Raw genomic sequence first — 19,708 nt, forward strand, 5'->3', positions numbered from 1 at the left:
TGTCCCTCTCCAGCCGCTCAGGCGGAGCGGCCCCTTGTTGAGGAGGACCAGCCGCTTGAAAGTCTAGGCTCGCCCAACAACGAGCGTCTGAAACTGGCCGGTGACGGCCTGTCGCCACCGCCGGCCGCAAGCTGGATGGCGAGCCGCCTGAAGCCGCGTCTCCCCAGCTCCCCCACTTCACCCGCCTCTCGGCAACCGCACCGTGAATACCGTTTCCGTCCGGTCGGACCGCGCATCGATCCAGCCGCGATGCGCCTTCGCGATTTCGTTGGCGATGAACAAACCGAGCCCCAGGCCGCCATCGTCACGCTTCCTGTCCGGACGGTCCTCGCCACGCTGCAGCGGATCGAAGATACGGTCCAGCGTGAGCCGATCGATCACCGGCCCGCGATTGCCGACCTCGACGAACACTTCCGAATCGTTCGCCGCGGCCGTCACCCGCACCGGCGTCCCGGGCGTTCCGTACTTCACGGCATTGCCCACCAGATTGCTCAGCAACTGCTGCATTCGCTGATCGTCCCAATCGCCGCGGAGGTCGCCACGTATATCGACGTCGATATCGCGATCAGGGTGCCCCGCCCGCAGTTCGTCCACCACATTGGCGAGCACGTGTGCGAGATCGACATGGCGAGGAACGACGTTGATGCCGAGTCCGAGCTGCGTCCGGTTGAAATCGCAAAGATCGTCGAGAAGGCCCTGCATGCGACCGCCGCTCCTGATCAACCGGCCGGCAGCCTCGGACACTTCCTCGCCCGCATTGAGTGCGGAGAGATACGACGCCGTGACCTGAATCGTCTGCAACGGCGTGCGCATGTCGTGGCCCAGCATACCCAGCAGCAAGTTACGCGACTGCTCGACCTGTTCGGTAAAAAAGGCGACCGATTCCGCCACCGCCTGATCGATCGCCTCATTGAAGCGAATCATGTCGTCCAGATGAGGCGGGCTCGGCTGACATGCGTCGATCCACAAGCGCAGCACGCTGGCGCGCAGTGCGCGATACTCGGCCACCAACTGGTTGATGTTGAAGCCGCGCCGCGCACGCAGCACGGCATGCGTCTGCGCGGCCGTCTCCGCGGCATTCGCCGGCTCGGCCGCGCGCCCCAAGGATTTTTCGTGTTGTGCCTCCCGCGTTTGCGGAACGGCGATGTCCTGGGCTACGGCGGTCAGGATCTCGCGCGCGTGATCGCGCAGCCCATGCGAGTTCATGTGCCGCGCAGCCGGTAACAGCGTGGCGGCAAACGCCTCCCACTGGACCAGTATCGGCTCCATGTTTCGTATGATGAAGTCAGCTAGGCGCATGTCGCCCCTCACAATGGAATGAACGGTGGATGCTGCTGTCGAACCGCACGATATCACGTGAAGCCCGGCGGGCGATTCGATCTTCGCCTCCACGGGGAATCGCCAGCCGGGACGGGAAAGGGGAAGCCCACTGCAACGTGCGTACCAGTCGAGTCGCACCAGCGGCGTACTTCGATCAACCCGGCATCGCCGATAACGGACACGCGTCAACCCCGTTTTGCAGGGCGGCGCAGCACGAACCTTGCTCCCCGCCCCCATTCGACTTTCACCCTGCGGCGGATCCGGCCGCCGCTACGAGATTGCACATGCCCAGGAAAAAATCCAGCATCTGGTTGCGGCATCTTGAACTGTTTTCCGCTGCGGCCGGCGCGCGTCCGAAGAAACGGGCCGGCAAGGCGCGGCCGGCCGCAAAAAAGGCCGCCACGAAGGTCGTTCAACGAACCGGCAGGCCGACCGTCGCCGCCCCTGCCGCCAAACGGACGGGCATCGTGCCCGCCGTCCGCGCTCCGTCGGCCCGGCCGGCCGGCACCTGGCTCCGCTCGTTTCATTCCGCCGGCCCGAGCGCCGGCCGGCTCGTGAACCATCTTGCGTATGCGCTGTACCTGCCCGCGGCACCTGCCAGCACAGCGGGCATGCCGGCCGTCGTCATGCTGCACGGCTGCAAGCAGACGGCCGAATCGTTCGCCGCGGGCACGCGCATCTGCCGTCTCGCCGAGCGGTCCGGTTTCGCCGTGCTGTTTCCCGAGCAGGCCAAGACGGCCCATGCTCATCGCTGCTGGCACTGGCACGGCGACGCGACGCAGTCCGAAGCCGCGGCCGTCGCATCGCTCGTCGACGCGATCGTGAATCGCCACGGCTTCGATCGCGACCGCATCTACGTAGCCGGCCTGTCCGCCGGCGCCGGGCTCGCCGCGGCGCTGGCGCTACGGTATCCCGACCGCTTCGCGGCCGTCGGCCTGCACTCCGGGCCGGCCATCGCGCCGCCGTCGTCGACGATGGCCGCGATGAGCCTGATGCGTCGCGGCATCCGCGACGATCCGATCCACGCGCTCGACGCGTGCGCCGACGTCGCGTCCTATCCCGGCATGCCGGCGCTCGTCGTGCACGGCGCGCTCGATACGGTCGTGACCGACCGGAACGCAACGCAGCTCGGCATCGCGTTCGCGCGGCTCAACCGGCTCGTCGACGAACATGGTGCGATCCGCGTCGGCGAGCAACGCAGCTACGCGCAGGGCGATGCGGACTTTATCGATTATCTGAAGGGTGGACGGTTGATCGTCCGGGTGTGCATCGTGCGCGGGCTGCCGCATGCCTGGAGCGGCGGAGATCCCGGCGAGCCGTTCCATTCCGCCAAGGGGCCGGACGCGACGGCGATGTTCTGGCAATTCTTCCGTCGTCAGCGCCGCAAACGACTGGCGTGACGCACGACACCCGCGCCGCCGGCCATCACGTCGTCACGCCCGCTGCTCCAGCGCGGCCGCGCCCGCGCGGTCGCCGGCGCGCCGAACCGGCAACCGTATCCGGAAGGTCGTGCCGCGCCCCGGCTCGCTCGTCACGTCGATGGTGCCGCGGTGACGCTCGACGATGCCGTGCGAGACCGACAACCCGAGCCCCGTGCCCTGCCCGACCGGCTTCGTGGTGAAGAACGGATCGAAGATCCGCCGGACGACGTCGGGCGTCATGCCCGCACCGGTATCGCTGATCTCGATCGACACCTGATCGCCGTCGCTCGACGTGCGGATCGTGATCACGCCGCGCTCGGCAATCGCCTGCGCCGCGTTGACCAGCAGGTTCATGAAGACCTGGTTCAACTGCGACGGCAGGCATTCGACGTGCGGGAGATCGCCGTAATCGCGCACGATGTCGGCCTTGTACTTGAGCTCGTTATGGACGACGTTGAGCGTGCTCTCAAGGCCCGCATGCAGATCGACCACGCTCCATTCGTCGCTGGCCGGGCGCGAGAAATCGCGCAAGTCCTGCACGATGCGACGCACGCGCAATGCGCCGTCGATCGACTCGTCGATCAGCGGCGCGATCTCGCCGCGGACGTAGTCGAGATCCGCGGCACGGTGCACGGCCGTCAGCGCGTCGCGGGTGGCCGGATCGAGTTGCGGCAGCGCGGCTTCATGCGCGGCGACCACGTCGAGCAGGCTGCGCACCCACGTCTTCAACGTGTTGAGGTTCGCGCTGACGAAGCCGATCGGATTGTTGATCTCGTGTGCGACGCCGGCCGCGAGCTGACCGATCGACGCGAGCTTCTCCGATTGCAGCAACTGTTCGTGCGTTTCCTCGAGCGCATGCAGCAGGCGCCGCTGTTCGTCCTTCTCCTGTTCGAGCAGCGCGTGCGCGGCCTTGCGTTCGTCGATCTCGGTCGCCATGTTCTCGCGCGTGCGCTGCAGCATCCGCGTCGTCTGCTCGTAGCTGTGCAGCGCGCGTTCGAGTTCGCCGGTTCGCAACCGCACGAGCCGTTCGAGCGTATCGGTCATCCCGCGCAGGAAAGTTGTGCGCGCATCGAAACGGCACACCAGCAGCGTGACGACCAGCGTCGCCATCGTAAACAACGCGACGGTCGTCGCGAGCCACGGCGCGTCGACGCCGTTCGCGGCGCCGCACCGCGCATCCGGCGCGAAGTGCGCGGCCGCCATCGCCGTGTAGTGCATGCCGGTAATCGCGACGCCCATGATGACGGCCGCGCCGATGCGTTGCGCGGTCGCGTGATGCGCCTGCCGCATGCGCAACGCCTGCGCGATCCACAGCGCGGCCGTCGACGCGATCACCGCGATTCCGATCGACGCGGCGAACAGCGCGGCGTCGTAGCGAATGCCGGGCTGCATGTGCATCGCGGCCATCCCCGTGTAGTGCATGCCGGCGATCCCGCCGCCCATCAGCACGCCGCCCGCGCACAGCCGCCGCCAGCCCAGCCGTGCGCGCGTGACGACGTTCAGCGCGAAGTACGACACGAGCACCGCGATCGCCAGCGAGGCGCCGGTTTCCTGCCATGCGTAGCCGAGCGGCACCGGCAGCGAAAACGCGAGCATGCCGACGAAATGCATCGACCAGATTCCGGTGCCCATCGCCGCGGCCCCGCCGCCGAGCCATGCGCGCTTGAGCTTCGGATTGTCGAGCAGCGAAATGAACGCGGCGAGATCGAGCGTCGTATAGGAGGCCAGCGTCGCGATCGCGAGCGACAGCAGGACGAGCGGAAGATTGTAGATGCCATGCATGATCGGACGCCCGGAACGGGTTGAATGCATCGCCGCGGCGCGGGCGGTCGCGCGCCCCGCGGCCGTCAGGCCGACGTTCGATGTCAGGCCGGCGGCACGCCTGCGTTGGGAGCGTGCGTCTGGCCGGCCGGACGCGCCAGCACGAGAATGTCGAACGGCGTGCCCTCCCGCGTCTCGAAGCGGCGCACGAGCTCGATCTGGTGCGCGGACATCACGCTTCCCTTCGTCATCAACAACACGCCGCGATGCGTGCGCAAATCGTCGGCGAGCTCCATCCCTTCGCGCAGTTGAGCCGACCGGATTTCCGCGACGGACGCCGCAATGCCGAGACTCGCCGGATCCCGCATCAACTCGATGAAGTCGGCAACCAGTTGCGGGTCGTACCGCACGCTCGCCTGCGAGCGCAACACGTCGATCGCCTGCTCGATCGAATGCGGTGCGCCGATTTCGCCGTGGCGCAGGCCTTCGAAATCGCGCGCGATCGCGACGATCCGCGACCCGATCGGGATCGCGTCGCCGACCAGCCCGTCCGGCGTGCCGCGGCCGTTGAAGCGCTCGTACTGGTGCAGCACGATCGACGCGACCTTGTGCAACTGGGCGACCGGCGTCAACACCATCTGCGCCCGCAACGGATGCTCCTGGAACACGCGGTGCTCGTCCGTGGTCATCTTCGCGAGCGGCTTGTGCAGCAATTCGTCCGGCAGCGACAGCTTGCCGATGCCGTGCAACAGCCCCGCGAAATAGACGTCCTGCGCGTGCAGTTCGCTCATTCCGGCGGCCAGCGCGAGCCGCCGCGCGATCTCGCCGACGCGCATCGCATGCCCGCTCGCGGCCCCGCAGCGCAGCTCGATCATGCTCGCGCACACCTGAACCATCGCCGTGAAGCTGCTTTTCAGGTCGCCTTGCGCCGCTTCGAGGAACATCACCGTCTGGCCGAGCTCCTCGGTGCGCGCGCGAACCTGCGTTTCGAGGTCCGTATTGAAACGGCGCAGCGCTTCGTTCTGCGCCTCCGTCAGCGCCGCCAGCCGCGCCGCTTCGCGACGCAGACGGCGCTGCTCCAGCGCCTGCTCGATGGTCAGCAGCAGGTCGTGATCGTCCCACGGCTTGTTCAGGTAGCGATAGACGCCGCCTTCGTTGACGGCCTGCACGACCGACGCGATCTCCGCATAGCCGGTCAGCAAAATGCGCATCGTGTCCGGGTACAGCGCCCGCGCGCGCGCCAGGAATTCCGCGCCGCTCATGTGCGGCATCCGCATGTCGGACACGATCAGGTCGATGTCGGTCGACGCGAGGATGTCGAGCGCGGCCTCGCCGCTGTCGGCGGTCACGATGTCGTAGCCGGTGGGCCGGAATACGCGCCTGAGCGCGGACAACACGTTCGGTTCGTCGTCGACCAGCAGGATCGACGCCGCTTCGCCGGATGCCGCCGCGGTGTCGGACGTTTCGGGCGGCACGGCATTCACGCCGTTTGTTGCAGATGTCGTCATAATCGGCCTCGGATCAATTATTTACGCCCTCTCTGCAACATCGGCCGGCTCCGCGTTTTCCACATCGGGGGAAACGCTAATACGTGCGCGTCGATTTCAACCGGCATGCATCGCGCGAACGCTACGTCGCCGCCGTGCCCGGTCCGCGCCGGTAGTAGATGTCCCATTGCGCTTCGGCGGTTCGCACGAAACCGTGCCGTTCGTAGAAGCGGTTCGAATCGCTGCCGCGCAATGCGCCGACGCGAACGGGCATCCGGTGTTCGTCGGCTTCGGCGAGGATCCGGCGCAGCACGGCGGCGCCGATACCCTTGCGCTGATGCGCGGGCAGGATGTACAGGTGGTCGAGCAACCAGTGATCCACCATCGGGCGAAGCGTGTAGAAGCCCGCACGCGAATGGCCGGCTTCGATGAAACGGCATTGCGCGGGGTCGAACGACGCGAGAAACCGGTCGCGCGCACGCTGCGGATCGAAACGGCCGATGCGCTCGAGGCTGTCGCGCATCGCGGCGATGCGGATCGCGACGAGCGTGTCGGCGTCGGCGCGCGTGACGGGGACGAAGGTCAGGGACATTGTCTTTGGCTGGCGAAGGATGCACGGAGAAGCAAGCGCCCGGCCTGGCGGCGCCGCGCCACCGGGGCATCGACGACGCACGACGTCGCCCGTGCGCCTCGCTGCGTCGCGCTCGCGTGGCCGGAAATCCTTCGCCGATTATCTCGCGCTTCACCGACGAATGAGGCCAACCGAGCCCGGACGTCTTCGTTCGACGCGGGCTTCGGCGCGGCACGTCACCCTCTGGTCGGTGAGCGCGAAGCAAACGAACCGATGCAATCGGCTCAATGGAATAAAAAGCGCTGGCCGGTGAACCGGCCAGCAAAAAGGTCCTGGCGATCCGAGGTTGGTGTGTGCCAGAACCACATGCATTGAACGGCGCGCGCGGTGTGACGGGCGGGCAGGTCAAGAGATCGATCAGGCCGATCGGAGCGTTGCCCGCTCGAACCCGCGCAATAATCTGTGATCGCAGTTCAGGCCGGGCTAACCGATGCGTCCCGGTTTGCGCTCACGCCCGCGAACCTGAACGCATCGTCGGGCGTCGGTACTTCCCATGTGGCGATCATCTCGTCGGTCGGAAGATAGTCGGGATCGGCCGACGCGACCCCGACCCATACGCCTTGGGATACCTGCCTGCCATGGAGATAAAAGTGCAGCTCCCGGCCAGCGCGCTCGCACGTGCACCGAATCCTCTCCACCGATCGGCCCAGTTTTCTGATCCGTGCGACCTGGTTGCGATCCAGCTCGAACATGGCGCTCATCACCCCGTCGCAATCGCCGATGCCAAGCATGTTGCTGTCATCGGTGAACATCCACGATGGATGCGGCGTACCCAGGCGCAGCATGAAAAAATCAGCGGACTCTGAACCAATCATCCTGTTTCTCCGGCAAAAAATACGTCGTTCCACCCACTGAAGCTTGATCGGAACGCACGTCCATCCAACCTGTTCCCTTCGCCCTGCCTGAATGCTCGAACGGACGTGCGCCAGCGCCTGGTAATCGGCGGGGCTCAACATCGCCACGCGCGGCGTCCGTCGCTTCCGAAGCGCCTACACGCTCGCCTGACCCGTGACGGGTTCGGCGGCGATACTGTCGGAACCGGAAAGTCTCACCGCAACAGCAGCTGCCGCCGTGCTCCCGTAGACGTTGAGGGCGGTTCTCCCCATGTCGAAAAACGCGTCGACGCCCAGGAGCAGCAGCACCGCATCGGCCGGCAACCCGATCGACGTCAGAACGATGGTGATGGCGACGATCGCCCCGGACGGCACGTTGGCTGCGCCGTCGATGGTGATGATCGTCAAGATCAGAATCGTGATCGCGAGCGGCCAGGACCACGCAAGGTGATAGGCGTCGGCCAGATAGCCGACCGCAAGGGCCGTGTAGAGCACCGCGCCGTCGCGGTTGAAAATATAGGCGAGAGGCAAGATCGTCGACGCCACGCCGTACGGAACGCCCAGTTCAACGAGTTTCTTCAGATGCAGCGGGTAGGTAATTTCGGAAGAGCGCGTCGTGAAGCCGAGAATCAGCGGTTCCTTCACCTTCCTGAGCACGGCCAGAGGCGACTGACCGGCGACGCGAATGACGGCCGTGAGTACAACCGCGAGAATCGCCATGCCGAGATAGGCGACGCCCAGAAGCTCGATAAGCGAGTGCGCGCCCGCGAAGCCCTTGGCTGACAGCAACTGCGCGATCGCGGCGAAGATCGCGAGCGGCGACCATGCGATCACCCACTGGACCATCTTGAACAGCCCCGACAGCAGCGCCTCGAACACGGCGATCGCAGGCTCGGCGCGCTCGGGGGCCGCCGCCAATGCCGCACCGAAAATGACGCCGAAGACGAGCACCGGGAGCGAATTTCCCGCCGCGAGCGCAGCGACGATGTTTGCGGGAATCAGATCGACGAGAAATTTCGTCCAGTCGATGCTCGACGCGAGCGCCGCGGGCATCGATCCGGATTGCGTCATGCTCGCACCGAGGCCCGGTCGAAATGCAAGATTGAGCAGCAGGCCGAGCGACGCGGCCAGGCCCGTCATCAACACGAAGAAGCCGATACTGGACAGGGCGACCTTTCCGAGCCGCTCGCGAAGTCTGCCGGCCCGAAAGACCCCGACCGTGACCGACAGGAAGATCAGCGGCATGACGACCATCTTGATCGCGTGGCCGAACATCGCGCTCAGAAAGCCGAGCTTCGCTGCAAAGCCCGGCGCAAACACGCCGCACGCGGCGCCCAGGACGAGTCCGCCAAGCATCTGCATCGGGAGGGAAAGCCCTTTATTTTTCGTGTTCATGCCGCGCCTTTAACAGTTTGATCCGTGCCGGCGTACCGTCAACGATGTGATTCCACATATGCTGACGTGCAAGCTCGCCGTCGTTCGCTTCGATTGCGTGAAAGATGTGCAGGTGCTCGATCGTGCCGCGCCGAACGGTTTCGGCGTCGCCGCGCGGGAGTTCGTTCAGGGCCAGGGTCTGGGCCCGCAACAGACCATACGCCGACGAGATCCGGACGTTCCGTGCGGCAGCGAACAACTCTTGATGAAACACCCAGCCGATACGTTGCTCGAGCATGATGTCCGAGACGTCCCGCTCAACCAGTTCCTGCATTTTTACCGCGGCCTCGCGAAGCCCTGCCGTTGCGCCCGACCTCGCTGCAAGAAACGCCGCGGTACTCTCCAGCGCCAGCCGCATTTCAAAAATTTCGCGGAGATCGCTCGTGGTCGGCGAAGCGACATAGGTGCCGCTCTTTTCGATCACGACGACCAGCCCTTCGGACTCGAGCAAATGCAATGCGCTGCGCACCGGCATCTGGCCGAAACCCAGTTCATCCGACAGGCCTCGATGAGATACTTTCTGTCCAGGCGCAAGCCGGCCGTCAAAGATCCTCGATCGGATCTCGTCGTAGGCAAGCTCTGCATCTGTCGAGACTTTCGACGTCATCTGTGATCGCAGTTGGCGTATGATTGAAAAGAAGTCGCGGATAGGAAATTACCCTTACTCATAACGCACGGCAACTGCTAATTTTGCGAGTGGGTATACCGAAAGAGAAACGGAAGAAAATCCGCGTCACGAAGAGAGCCGATAATTATATGATTTCACAAGATGTGCGCTTTACCATCTGTGCCGTCCGTGCGGAAGAAACCTATCCCCTCAGAGCCGCAATCCTGATGGCGGGAGACGAGGAGGGAAGCGCCCTGCATGGCGACCTCGCCCCCACCACCATGCACTTTGCCGTTCGCGACCACGACGCCATCGTCGCCGTCGCATCGGTTTGCAAGGAAGGACACGCCGGCGTTTCGGACGCCGACGCGTGGCGCCTGCGCGGCATGGCCGTCCATCCGTCGGTACGCGGCCTGGGATTCGGACGCCTGCTGGTCAATCTGTCCATTCGCCATGTGCGCGAACAACGCGGCATTCTGCTCTGGTGCACGGCGCGCGAATCGGCATATCGGTTCTATGAAATCCTCGGCTTCGATCGCGATCCGATTCCGATTTCAATGCGCGGGCGCGACGACATGAAATTTTATCTAATGCAGCGCCGGATCGAGCGCTGAGTTTCGTCCGCGGCTGACGTTCGATCTCGGTCGGCGTCAGTGTCCGGCGCCGGCCGGCCCGGACAGATATTCAACGATCGCCTTCTCCATTTCGATTATTGCAATCGCGGAGAAAATGGAACGGTTATCCAGAATGACCCTGGCGACCGGTACTTTCCTTCCTGATGGCTGATCGTCGTGGCGGCCCGCAACCGAATATCGCGTTCACCTCCGTTCTCCGCCTTCGCTTGCCGTTGTCGACATTCGGCGGCGCGACGGCGCGCACCTCGATACACCTCCGTGGACCCCGGTTCCTATCAGGGAAACTCCGTAAGGCGCGACGTTATCAAACGAGATTAACTTATATCAAACTAATTTTGACGGGAATTTATGTTCCTGATATGGTCTTTCCGCCTGCAAAGCGCGACGACACAGGATAGCTGGAGCGGCAACGAAAGCAAGGAAGTCGCTTTCGTTCAGGTTGGGGCGCCGCGATCGTTCTGATCGGGGGTGCAGGATAGGTCGAGCAGCGTCGCGTTCCCCGCATCAAATTGTAAGGATAACGAAATGGTCGAATGTGGCATGCCGATCGGACCGAGCGAATATACGACGCCGGCCGGCGCGACCGGAACGACGCACAGGCCGTGCGTCGTCATCTGCATTCGAATGCGACACAAGCCGTTTCAATCCGTCCCGAAACTTCTCCTCACAGTGAAATGCAGATGAAAAACAAGAAGATCAACATCAGCGTTATCGCCGTTGCCGCCTTCGCAGCATCGTCGGCAGCAATGGCACAGTCGTCGGTCACCCTGTATGGCATGCTCGATGCCGGTATCGGCTACACGTCGAACATCAATGGCCACAGCAGGTACGGCCTCGATGGCGGTGCCGCCGGTTCGAACAAGTGGGGCCTCAGGGGGCAGGAGGATCTCGGCGGCGGCCTCCAGGCGGTATTCAAGATCGAGAACGGTTTCAGTATTGGGACGGGCGGCATAGGCGGCCAGGGGCCCATCGGTAACACGCGTTCGCTGTTCAACCGCCAGGCTTACGTGGGCCTCGCGTCCAATCAGTACGGCGCCTTGCGCTTGGGGCGCCAGCTCGACGCCGTGACGGAAATGGTCCAGGTCCTGACGGGCGACGCCATTTCGGCGTCGACCTTCTCGACCCCGGGCGACGTCGACAACAACGACAACACGACGAACCAGAACAACGCGGTGAAGTACATTTCGCCGATCATCCACGGCTTCCAGGCCGAAGCCGCGTACTCGTTCGGCGGCGTGGCCGGCGCAACGGGCTCGGGTCAGTCGTGGTCGGCGGCCGCGACCTACGCGCAAGGCGGCCTGACGGTCGCCGGCGGCTACTTTCGTGCGGTCAACCAGGGCGAGAACGGCTGGCTGAACGCAACGGCACAACCGAGTTTCGGCGGCGCGCTGGGCTACCCGAGTTCGGGCTACAACGGTGGCAATGCGTTCAAGAGCGCGGGCATCGCGCAAGTCGCCGCGCAATACGAGGTGGGGCCGTACACGGCTGGCCTGCGCTACTCGAACGCCCAGTACAAGGGCAACGATGGCCAGCCGTCGATCCACTTCAACGTGCTCGGCGCGCTGCTGCAGTACCGGGTCACGCCGGCGCTGTCGCTCGCGACCGGCTACACGTATGTCTACGGTTCCGCGGCCACGCCCGCGCAAGCCGCCGAAGGTCGCACGATGGCCTCGATCAACCAGGTGTCGCTGGGGGCAACGTACTCGCTGTCGAAGAGTACCGCGCTGTACGCGATGGGCGCCTACGTGCATGCGAAGGGCGCGCAGGCCTCGGCCGCCGACTTCGGCAACACCTCGTCGGGCGGCAACCAGGTTCAGGTCAACATCGGCATGTTCCACGGCTTCTGATCGCCGACCGGCAACACCGGCGCAGTGGCGGCACGACCCCGGCGTCGTGCCGCCCGGCCTGACCGGCGGACCTAGCCGCCCTCCTGACTCGCCATGCGCTCCATCCATTCCTCGAACGCGGACACGGCGGCATCGTCGGCGCGATCGGCGTTCGTCACCAGCATGTAGTCGTCGGCACGCCATACCGGCGCCGCGATGGGACACACGAGGCGCCCCTCGGCGAGATCGCGGCCGATCAGCGGCAGCGAGGCCAGCGCCACGCCGAGCCCCTCGATGGCCGCGCCCAACTGCAGATTCACGTGATCGAATTCGACATGGCGCGCGGCCCGCAGATCGGAAGCGCCCGCTTCCTTCAACCAGTGCGACCACGCGGAGCGCGTCGTGGCCGAATGCAGCAGGACGTGATGGCTCAGGTCGGCCACGCTCTGGATCGGATGCTGCCGCAGCAAGGCGGGATTGCAGGCCGGCACGCGCAGATCAGGCATCAACGAGCGCGACACGACGCCCGCGCCCTGCTCGGGACCGGAGCGGACACCGATATCGAACGCGTCGGCGACATAGCGCAGTTTGCGCGACGTCGTCGACACCCTCACGTCGATGTCGGGGTACCGCGAATGAAAATCGGCGAGCCGCGGCAGCAGCCAGCAAAGCGCGAAGCTCATCGGCACATTCACCCGCACGACGCCTGATATCCGGTGCGTGAACGGGTTGTGGCGCAGCCGCCCTACCGCGGTACCGAGGCGCTCGAACGCGTGGCTGACGTCGTTCAGCAACGCGGCCCCTTCGTCGGTCAGCACGACGCCGCGCGGACGACGGTCGAACAGCGGCAGCCCGAACCAGTCCTCCAGCAACCTGATCTGCTTGCCCACGGCCCAGTGGGTCACGTGCAGTTCCGCCGCGGCAGCCGCGAAGCTGCCGTGCCGCGCGACCGCATCGAAGGCGCGCAGCGCATTGAGCGGGGGCAACTCGCCCCGGTGCTTCGCGGCATCCCGGCTTTCGTTCATGACGTGACTTTTTCTCCCGATTGACGCGATTTTAGCTCAATTGAAATGGCTGTCGCGTCGGCCATAAAATCGACGCATCGAGCGTGAAAGCGATGCCACGGGCGGCTTCCCTCCCCCGCTCGCACGGAGCGAATGACGATGCGCCTGCCGGTTTTTTCCCCTCCCGTGATGCAGGAGACTGCGCCACCCCGGCGGCGCGTGCTGTGGCTATCGTGCGTTGCGCATGCCATGCACGACGGCTATACGGACATGATCTACGCGCTGCTTCCCGTGTGGCAGTCGGAATTCGGGCTCGACTTCGCGGCCCTCGCCATCCTGCGCGGCGTCTATGCCGGCACGATGGCGACGCTGCAATTGTCGGCCGGGCGCCTCGCGCAACGCCTGGGCAGCCGCTCGACCCTCGCAATCGGCACGCTGCTCGCCGCGCTCGGCTATGCGATCGCGGGCATGTCGGGCGGCCTGCTCGGCTTGGGCGTTGCGCTCGCGATTTCGGGCGGCGGCTCCAGCACGCAGCATCCGATCGCGTCGGGCGCCGTCTCTCGCGTCTATGGGCGCGACGCGCGAGGCCCGCTGAGCATCTACAACTTTTCCGGCGATCTGGGGAAATCCGCGCTGCCGGCCGCCATTTCGCTGCTCGTGACGATGATGCCGTGGCGTCATGCGCTATGGATCGTCGCCGGATTGGGCGGTGTCGTGGCCGCCGTCATCGCGCTCTGGTTTCCGGCCGTGCCACGCGCCGCCGCCAACATGACGGTCAAAGGCCAGGCGTCCACTCAACGCAGCGGCACCGGGCGAAGCGGATTCTCCGCGCTGTTTTCGATCGGCGTGCTCGATACGGCCGTACGCATGGGACTGCTTACCTTTCTGCCGTTCCTGCTCAAGGCCAAGGGCGTCTCGCCGCAACTGCTGGGCACGGCCCTTGCGCTCGTTTTCATCGGCGGCGCGGCCGGCAAATTCATGTGCGGCTGGCTCGGCGCGCGCATGGGCATGGTCAGGACGGTGCTGCTCACGGAGGGCGGGACAGCGGCGTGCATCATCGCGGTGATGTCTCTCCCGTTGGCGCCGACCATGGTGCTGCTGCCCATTCTGGGTATGATGCTCAACGGCACTTCGTCGGTGCTGTACGGAACCGTGCCGGAGATGTCCGCGCCCGAACGCACCGAGCGCGCGTTCGCGATCTTCTATACCGGGACGATCGCGTCGGGCGCGCTGTCGCCCGTGCTCTACGGCTTCCTGGGCGACTGGATCGGCGTGCACGGCGCCACCTATGCGACCGCGTTGACGGCCCTCGCGATTTTTCCGCTCGCCCTCGCGCTGCGCCCGCATCTGGCGGACGACTCGACAGGATGAACACCATGACGAAACCTGACTACCCGACCGTCGCCCTCGTCGGTCCGGGCGCAATCGGAACGACCGTCGCCGCGGCCCTTCATGAAGCCGGCCGCACGCCGGTGATCTGCGGCCGCTCGGCGCACGCGCAATTGAAGTTGCGCTTCGACGGCGGCGAAATCGTCGTGCCCGGGCCCGTGCTGACCGATCCGCAAGCGATCGAGGGCCGGTTCGATCTCGTGTTCATTGCGGTCAAGTCGACGCAGATAGCGAGCGCGGCGCCCTGGGTCTCCGCGCTATGCGACGCGAATACCGTCGTCTGCGTGCTGCAAAACGGCGTCGAGCAACAGGCCGCGTTCGCACCGTATGCGGCCGGCGCCGCGGTCGTGCCATCGGTCGTCTGGTTTCCCGCGCAACGCGAATCGGGCGAGTCGGTGTGGCTGCGCGGCAGGCCCCGGCTCACCCTGCCCGATACGCCGGCCGGCAACGTGGTGGCCTCGGCGTTGCGCGGCACGCGCTGCTCGCCCGAGGTGGCGGAGGATTTCGTCTCGCTCGCGTGGCGAAAGCTTTTGCAGAACGCGGTGGCGGGGCTCATGGTGCTGACCGGTCGCCGCGCCGGCATGTTCTCGCGAAGCGACATCACCGAACTGTCGCTCGCCTACCTGCGGGAATGTCTCGCGGTCGCGCGTGCGGAGGGCGCGAAGCTGGGCGATGAAGTGCCGCAGGAGATCATCGATGGATTCCACGGCTTTCCGCCCGATTTGGGAACGTCCATTCTGGCCGACCGGCAGGGCAACCGCCCGCTCGAATGGGACTGCCGCAATGGCGTCGTGCAGCGATACGGACGAACGCACGGCATTCCGACGCCGATCAGCGATCTGGTCGTGCCGCTGCTCGCGGCCGCGAGCGACGGGCCGGGCTGATGCCGGACCGCCACAAATACTCTGCGCCAAAGGCAGCGCTAACGTCTGACAAAAGATGCTTGCTGCCGCTCCGTACGAATCAATCGCCGTCGCCACCCGCCCGGCGCGCGCCGATGCGAGGTCAATTCCGGTAAAAATTGACCGGCCGAACAAAAAGTTACCGTTCGTTTCAAAGATGCCCAGATAGTGAGTTGCCGTCCGGCTATTCTTCCGTCACCCACAATAACGATCCCATCTGGGGGTGACATATGAACACCATCATCAAGAGCGCCCTGTGCGCCGCCTTCGTGCCGTTCGTACTCGCTGGTTGCGGCGGCGGCGACGACGGCGGCGGCACGCAAACCGGTACGCTGCACGTCGCGATGACGGACGCGCCTTCCTGCGGCTTCGACCATGTGTACGTCACCGTCTCGCAGGTCCGGGTCAACGCCAACGCGAATGCCTCCGACAACGATGCCGGCTGGTCGACCGTTTCCCTCGCGACGCCGCAGAAGATCGACCTGCTGTCGCTGACCAACGGCGTGCTCGCCGATCTGGGCCAGACCGCGCTGCCCGCCGGCCAGTATCAGCAAGTCCGGCTGGTGCTCGCGCAGAATCAAGGCAACAACCTCGCGAACTCGGTCGTCCCGACCGGCGGCTCGGAACAGGCGCTCGCCACGCCCAGCGCGACGCAAAGCGGCTACAAGATCATCCAGCCGTTCACGGTCCAGCCCAACACGCTCGTCGATCTCGTGCTCGACTTCAATGCATGCAAGTCGATCGTCCAGCGCGGCAACGGCTCGTATGCGCTGAAGCCGGTCGTCACCGCGATCCCGACCGTCGTGAGCGGCGCGATTTCCGGTTACGTCGCATCGGCCGAAGCCGGCTCGACCGTCTATGCCGAACAGGGCGGCAAGGTCGTTCGCGGCACGGTGGCCGACAGTTCCGGGAAGTTCGTGCTGTCGCCGCTGATCCAGAGCTCGACGCAGGGCAACTACGACGTCGTGATCGTGAAGAACAACTTCGCGTCGGGTATCGTCCGCTCGGTGCCGGTGGTGGTGAACACGACCACGGCGGTGTCGGCGTCGAGCGCACCGATCACGCTGCCTGCGTCGACGATGAGCACCGTCAGCGGTACGGTCACGGCCAGCGCGAACGCCTTCGTGCGCGCGCTGCAGACGATCGATGCGAACGCGTACGAGATCACGTCGATCAACGCGAACATGGACACCGGCGCCTATTCGCTGTCCGTGCCCACGGCCGCGCCGATCGTCGGCACCTACTCGGGGTCGCTGCCGGTCGCGCTGGCCGCGGCGCCGGCCGCCGCAGGCCAATACACGATCGAGGCCGACGCGGCATCGGGGGCGACCCAATCGGCAAACGTCAACGCAACGACCAGTCAGTCCAACGTCAACTTCAGTTTCTGACGCGCTGACGGCATCATCGAAAGGGCCGAACGGCCCTTTCCTTCCAACGGGAGAACGAAGTGAAAAAAGGGATGATCGCGTTGCTCGCAGCGGCGAGCATGGTGGGCGCGCTCGGCGGGTGCGTCGCCTATGTTCCTGGCGCACCGGTCGTGGTCGCGCCGCAAGGCGGGCCGGGGAATGGATTCTGTCCGCCGGGACAGGCCAAGAAAGGCAATTGTTGATGTAAAGCCCGCGGCAGCCGCGGGCTTTTTTTCATCCATCGCGCGAGCGAGCCGGCGCCCACGCCCGAGGGCTCGACGAATCCCCGTTCCCCGCCGCGTCACTCCGCCAGCTTCGGCGGCCACGCATGGCCTTCGGCCTGACAATGCCTGCACCACGCATACAGCGCGTCGTACATGACGAGACCGTGTTCCAGCATCGCGTGATCGTCGGGAAACATGTCCGACAGTCCGAGCGAAATCGCATGAAGCCCGCTCGACTGCGGCGTCAGGTCGAGCCGCGACGTATCCGCGCCGCGGATGATGCGGGCCATGTGCCGCAACGCCTGATCGTCGGTCAGGCCGTACTTGCCGAGAAACGCGTCGAAGCTGCATTGCTCGCCGACGTGCGTCAATTCAACGCCGGGAATGTCGTACGGGATCGCGCCGCTCTCGCCGGCGATGCGCAGCACGTCGCCCGGCGCAACATAGAGAAATTCGGGCGTCTCGTCGATAAAACGGGCAATGAGCCAAGGACACGCTACCCGGTCGATTTTCGGACGTTGGCGAGTAATCCATTGCATGGCGGCCTCCACGATCAGTGATGCAACAGCGGATACACGATCAGGCCCATCACGGCGGCTCCGCCGACGACCATCGGCTCCGACAGCTTCTTGAACCTGACCAGCAGCACGATCGTCGCGAGCGCCACCAATGCGGTCGGCACGTCGACGATCGAGCGTCGGGCCAGCACGATCACCGACCCCGTGATCGCGCCGACGGCCGCGGCCGTCACGCCGTCGACGAACGCCAGGATCGCCGGCAGCCTGCCGTATTTCTTGAAGTACGGGGCCGGCAACACCGTGAACAGATAGCACGGCAGGAACGTACCGGCCGCCGCCACGCACGCGCCGGGCAACCCCGCCACCAGATAGCCGATGAAGCCGACCGTGATGACGACCGGGCCCGGCGTGATCATCGCGACCGCCACGGCGTCGACAAACTGCTTCTCGCTGAGCCAATGGTGCTCGGTGACCACGCCCCCATAAAGGAACGGCACGATCGCGAGCCCCGAGCCGAACACGAACGCGCCGGCCTTCGCGAAGAAGGCGGCCAGTTGCACGAGCTGCGGCCAGTCGACGATACCGAGCCATGCGCCCGTGGCGGAAACGGGCCACGCCACGACCGCATCGACGCGCCGCTGGCGTAACCACCGGGGCGGCGCACGCGTGAGCCAGACGAGCACGCCCGCCGCGAGAAACAGCCACGCCACTTCCGATTCGGTGATCACGGTCACGGCCACCAGCGCGAGATAGATCGCCCACAGCAGCGTGTCGCGGCCGATGCTTTTCGCGGTCAGCTTGCGCGCGCTGATCGCGATGATGCCGATCACCGCCGCGCCAACGCCGTAGAACACCGACTGCATCCACGTCAGGCCGCCGAATCGCGTGTACGCGTAGCCGAGCAGCACCACCATCACAAACGACGGCAGCACGAACGCGATCCCGACCATCGTGGCGCCGACGATGCGGTAATGCACGTAGCCGAGATAGATCGCCAGTTGCGCGGCGAGCGGGCCGGGGGCGAGTTGCGCGAGCGCCAGGCCTTCCTTGTAGTCCGCGTCCGCGATCCATCGGCGCGTATCCACGAGATCCCGATGCATGTAGCCCGCGAGCGCGACCGGCCCGCCGAACCCCGTCGCGCCGAGCCGCGCGAAGTACCCGATCATTTGCCACAGCGTATAGGCCGGGCGGTCCCGGTGTGTATTCATGTTGGCGCGAGCAGCATGGTCAGGGTTGGCGGTTGCCGCGGAAATGCACGTACAACGAATCGAGTACGGTGCCGATCTCCGTCAGCAATGCGTCATCGTCGGCGACGCGCTTTCGGGCGCCGGCGAGAATGGCCTCGAATCCGCCGGCTTCCGGCACGGTGGCGCCGCCCACATCCAGCGCATGCACCATGGCGCCCAGCCGGGCGAGTCCGTCGTTGTCGCCCAGCCCGAAGCTGGCGACCAGCACCTCGAACGACACGCGATCGCCCACATGCGTGAACGGCGCGCCGTCGAAGTCGAAGCCGAGCGCGTCGGCCGGGCAATCGGCGAGATTGTCCAGCCACACGAAGCGTGCATGCGGATCGATGAAACGCTGAATCAGCCACGCGCTGGCGACGCGATCGACCCACAGGTGACGGCGCGTCGCCCACAACCTGCCCTGATACTGCGCACGGTCGCGACGCGGAATGCCGCGCTGCGCGGCATGCGGCTCGCCGGGCGAGCGCAACGCTTCGACCGCGGCGGTGAAATCCCGCCATTGCGCCTGCGCGCGCAGCGAAGTTTCGCCGGGAAAGAAATCGATGCTTCGAATCGCCTCGTAGTTGCGAGCATGGCGGCGTTGCAGGCGGTTGAGCTCGGCGACCGCCAGATCGGGCAGCGTGCTGCGGGCCGCCGAAAGCTCGGCGAGCCAGCCTGCGTAATCGCCCGCGCGATCGAACAGCGACTGGTACGCGTCTTCGTCGGCAGGATCGTCCGCCCGGACATCCAGCAACCACGCCTGCCCTTCGCCGTTGCGCGCCTCGTCGGCGAGCTCACGCAGTTGCGCCGCCTGCTCGGCATGCGCAGGCAACAGATAGGCGCCGTCCCGCAGTGCACCACAGCCGAGCGCCTTGACGGTACGCCAGATGCGCATGCGGGCAGTCGCGCCGGAGGTCGGCAGACTGACGATCAACAGGAGCCAGGAAGTCGGGACGGCATTCATGACGGCAGCATAAGTGGCCGTCACGAACACTGCAATTCGGTAGATATCGCTACACCATTTCGACGGCAGGCAGCCATGCTCGACGCGTGGAACAGGAAGGCAAAAACAACGACCGTCAAA

The 19,708-nt window shown here is 65.5% G+C and carries 17 protein-coding genes; 6 read left to right on the forward strand and 11 right to left on the reverse strand.

Features of this window, described 5'->3' with window-relative positions; genetic code table 11:
* Window positions 1-177 precede the first annotated feature (177 nt).
* Window positions 178-1,299, reverse strand: a complete 1,122-nt coding sequence (locus C5F75_RS20805) for a sensor histidine kinase (RefSeq protein ID WP_060010647.1) — start codon at window positions 1,297-1,299, stop codon at window positions 178-180.
* A gap of 305 nt (window positions 1,300-1,604) precedes the next feature.
* On the opposite strand from C5F75_RS20805, the gene C5F75_RS20810 reads away from it, so the two are divergent.
* Window positions 1,605-2,720, forward strand: a complete 1,116-nt coding sequence (locus tag C5F75_RS20810) for an extracellular catalytic domain type 1 short-chain-length polyhydroxyalkanoate depolymerase (protein WP_099318613.1) — start codon at window positions 1,605-1,607, stop codon at window positions 2,718-2,720.
* A 33-nt stretch (window positions 2,721-2,753) separates the two neighbouring features.
* Here C5F75_RS20810 and C5F75_RS20815 read toward each other — a convergent pair whose 3' ends face one another.
* The 6 genes from C5F75_RS20815 to C5F75_RS20840 all read right to left on the reverse strand — a co-directional run bounded on the left by C5F75_RS20815 (window position 2,754) and on the right by C5F75_RS20840 (window position 9,494).
* On the reverse strand, window positions 2,754-4,523 hold the full coding sequence (locus tag C5F75_RS20815) for a histidine kinase (protein WP_060010653.1): 1,770 nt from the start codon (window positions 4,521-4,523) through the stop codon (window positions 2,754-2,756).
* Between the two features lie 83 nt (window positions 4,524-4,606).
* Complete coding sequence (locus C5F75_RS20820) at window positions 4,607-6,010, reverse strand: HD domain-containing phosphohydrolase (protein WP_060010656.1); 1,404 nt, start codon at window positions 6,008-6,010, stop codon at window positions 4,607-4,609.
* 121 nt (window positions 6,011-6,131) lie between these two features.
* The gene (locus C5F75_RS20825) at window positions 6,132-6,581 is read right to left on the reverse strand and encodes a GNAT family N-acetyltransferase (RefSeq protein ID WP_104012684.1); all 450 of its coding nucleotides are present in this window, start codon (window positions 6,579-6,581) and stop codon (window positions 6,132-6,134) included.
* Between the two features lie 452 nt (window positions 6,582-7,033).
* Window positions 7,034-7,435 (reverse strand): hypothetical protein, encoded by a 402-nt coding sequence (locus C5F75_RS20830; protein WP_060010662.1) that lies wholly within the window; start codon window positions 7,433-7,435, stop codon window positions 7,034-7,036.
* 174 nt (window positions 7,436-7,609) lie between these two features.
* Entirely contained in the window at window positions 7,610-8,848 is a 1,239-nt protein-coding gene (locus C5F75_RS20835) for a dicarboxylate/amino acid:cation symporter (RefSeq protein ID WP_059577466.1), read from the reverse strand.
* Window positions 8,832-9,494 carry a GntR family transcriptional regulator gene (locus C5F75_RS20840; protein WP_059577463.1) on the reverse strand — a complete coding sequence of 221 codons (663 nt, stop codon included), beginning with the start codon at window positions 9,492-9,494 and terminating at the stop codon, window positions 8,832-8,834. Before C5F75_RS20840 ends, C5F75_RS20835 begins: the two co-directional genes overlap by 17 nt.
* Before the next feature lie 149 nt (window positions 9,495-9,643).
* On the opposite strand from C5F75_RS20840, the gene C5F75_RS20845 reads away from it, so the two are divergent.
* The gene (locus tag C5F75_RS20845) at window positions 9,644-10,108 is read left to right on the forward strand and encodes a GNAT family N-acetyltransferase (protein ID WP_059577460.1); all 465 of its coding nucleotides are present in this window, start codon (window positions 9,644-9,646) and stop codon (window positions 10,106-10,108) included.
* A 701-nt stretch (window positions 10,109-10,809) separates the two neighbouring features.
* On the forward strand, window positions 10,810-11,976 hold the full coding sequence (locus C5F75_RS20855; protein ID WP_059578008.1) for a porin: 1,167 nt from the start codon (window positions 10,810-10,812) through the stop codon (window positions 11,974-11,976).
* Between the two features lie 71 nt (window positions 11,977-12,047).
* Here the strand turns inward: C5F75_RS20855 and gcvA are convergent, their stop codons facing one another.
* A complete protein-coding gene (gene gcvA / locus C5F75_RS20860; protein WP_104012686.1) occupies window positions 12,048-12,980 on the reverse strand; it encodes a transcriptional regulator GcvA in 933 nt (310 codons plus the stop codon).
* Window positions 12,981-13,118: 138 nt separating this feature from the next.
* Between gcvA and C5F75_RS20865 the strand changes: the two genes are divergently transcribed.
* The 3 genes from C5F75_RS20865 (at window position 13,119) to C5F75_RS20875 (ending at window position 16,638) form a co-directional block, all read left to right on the forward strand.
* A complete protein-coding gene (locus C5F75_RS20865) occupies window positions 13,119-14,330 on the forward strand; it encodes an MFS transporter (RefSeq protein WP_104012762.1) in 1,212 nt (403 codons plus the stop codon).
* A gap of 5 nt (window positions 14,331-14,335) precedes the next feature.
* Window positions 14,336-15,232: an oxidoreductase gene (locus C5F75_RS20870; protein ID WP_060010747.1), complete on the forward strand. Its 897-nt coding sequence runs from the start codon at window positions 14,336-14,338 to the stop codon at window positions 15,230-15,232.
* A gap of 248 nt (window positions 15,233-15,480) precedes the next feature.
* Window positions 15,481-16,638, forward strand: a complete 1,158-nt coding sequence (locus tag C5F75_RS20875) for a DUF4382 domain-containing protein (protein WP_059637798.1) — start codon at window positions 15,481-15,483, stop codon at window positions 16,636-16,638.
* A gap of 319 nt (window positions 16,639-16,957) precedes the next feature.
* Here C5F75_RS20875 and C5F75_RS20885 read toward each other — a convergent pair whose 3' ends face one another.
* The 3 genes from C5F75_RS20885 to C5F75_RS20895 are packed head-to-tail and all read right to left on the reverse strand — an operon-like array spanning window position 16,958 to window position 19,588.
* Window positions 16,958-17,419, reverse strand: coding sequence for a chromate resistance protein ChrB domain-containing protein (locus C5F75_RS20885; RefSeq protein WP_099318567.1), 462 nt, complete (start codon window positions 17,417-17,419; stop codon window positions 16,958-16,960).
* Window positions 17,420-17,433: 14 nt separating this feature from the next.
* Window positions 17,434-18,606: a chromate transporter gene (locus tag C5F75_RS20890; RefSeq protein WP_099318568.1), complete on the reverse strand. Its 1,173-nt coding sequence runs from the start codon at window positions 18,604-18,606 to the stop codon at window positions 17,434-17,436.
* Window positions 18,607-18,625: 19 nt separating this feature from the next.
* Complete coding sequence (locus tag C5F75_RS20895; protein ID WP_099318569.1) at window positions 18,626-19,588, reverse strand: chromate resistance protein ChrB domain-containing protein; 963 nt, start codon at window positions 19,586-19,588, stop codon at window positions 18,626-18,628.
* Window positions 19,589-19,708: the final 120 nt, after the last annotated feature.

The organism is Burkholderia anthinoferrum (assembly GCF_002925705.1).
Classification (GTDB): Bacteria; Pseudomonadota; Gammaproteobacteria; order Burkholderiales; family Burkholderiaceae; genus Burkholderia; species Burkholderia semiarida.

Bases quoted from the DNA above. Each gene is read 5' to 3' on its own strand.
- gcvA (WP_104012686.1), bottom strand. From the start codon at position 12,980: ATGAACGAAAGCCGGGATGCCGCGAAGCACCGGGGCGAGTTGCCCCCG.
- C5F75_RS20820 (WP_060010656.1), bottom strand. From the start codon at position 6,010: ATGACGACATCTGCAACAAACGGCGTGAATGCCGTGCCGCCCGAAACG.
- C5F75_RS20890 (WP_099318568.1), bottom strand. From the start codon at position 18,606: ATGAATACACACCGGGACCGCCCGGCCTATACGCTGTGGCAAATGATC.
- C5F75_RS20895 (WP_099318569.1), bottom strand. From the start codon at position 19,588: ATGAATGCCGTCCCGACTTCCTGGCTCCTGTTGATCGTCAGTCTGCCG.
- C5F75_RS20845 (WP_059577460.1), top strand. From the start codon at position 9,644: ATGATTTCACAAGATGTGCGCTTTACCATCTGTGCCGTCCGTGCGGAA.
- C5F75_RS20875 (WP_059637798.1), top strand. From the start codon at position 15,481: ATGAACACCATCATCAAGAGCGCCCTGTGCGCCGCCTTCGTGCCGTTC.
- C5F75_RS20835 (WP_059577466.1), bottom strand. From the start codon at position 8,848: ATGAACACGAAAAATAAAGGGCTTTCCCTCCCGATGCAGATGCTTGGC.
- C5F75_RS20815 (WP_060010653.1), bottom strand. From the start codon at position 4,523: ATGCATGGCATCTACAATCTTCCGCTCGTCCTGCTGTCGCTCGCGATC.
- C5F75_RS20885 (WP_099318567.1), bottom strand. From the start codon at position 17,419: ATGCAATGGATTACTCGCCAACGTCCGAAAATCGACCGGGTAGCGTGT.
- C5F75_RS20830 (WP_060010662.1), bottom strand. From the start codon at position 7,435: ATGATTGGTTCAGAGTCCGCTGATTTTTTCATGCTGCGCCTGGGTACG.
- C5F75_RS20810 (WP_099318613.1), top strand. From the start codon at position 1,605: ATGCCCAGGAAAAAATCCAGCATCTGGTTGCGGCATCTTGAACTGTTT.
- C5F75_RS20805 (WP_060010647.1), bottom strand. From the start codon at position 1,299: ATGCGCCTAGCTGACTTCATCATACGAAACATGGAGCCGATACTGGTC.
- C5F75_RS20870 (WP_060010747.1), top strand. From the start codon at position 14,336: ATGACGAAACCTGACTACCCGACCGTCGCCCTCGTCGGTCCGGGCGCA.
- C5F75_RS20865 (WP_104012762.1), top strand. From the start codon at position 13,119: ATGCGCCTGCCGGTTTTTTCCCCTCCCGTGATGCAGGAGACTGCGCCA.
- C5F75_RS20825 (WP_104012684.1), bottom strand. From the start codon at position 6,581: ATGTCCCTGACCTTCGTCCCCGTCACGCGCGCCGACGCCGACACGCTC.
- C5F75_RS20855 (WP_059578008.1), top strand. From the start codon at position 10,810: ATGAAAAACAAGAAGATCAACATCAGCGTTATCGCCGTTGCCGCCTTC.
- C5F75_RS20840 (WP_059577463.1), bottom strand. From the start codon at position 9,494: ATGACGTCGAAAGTCTCGACAGATGCAGAGCTTGCCTACGACGAGATC.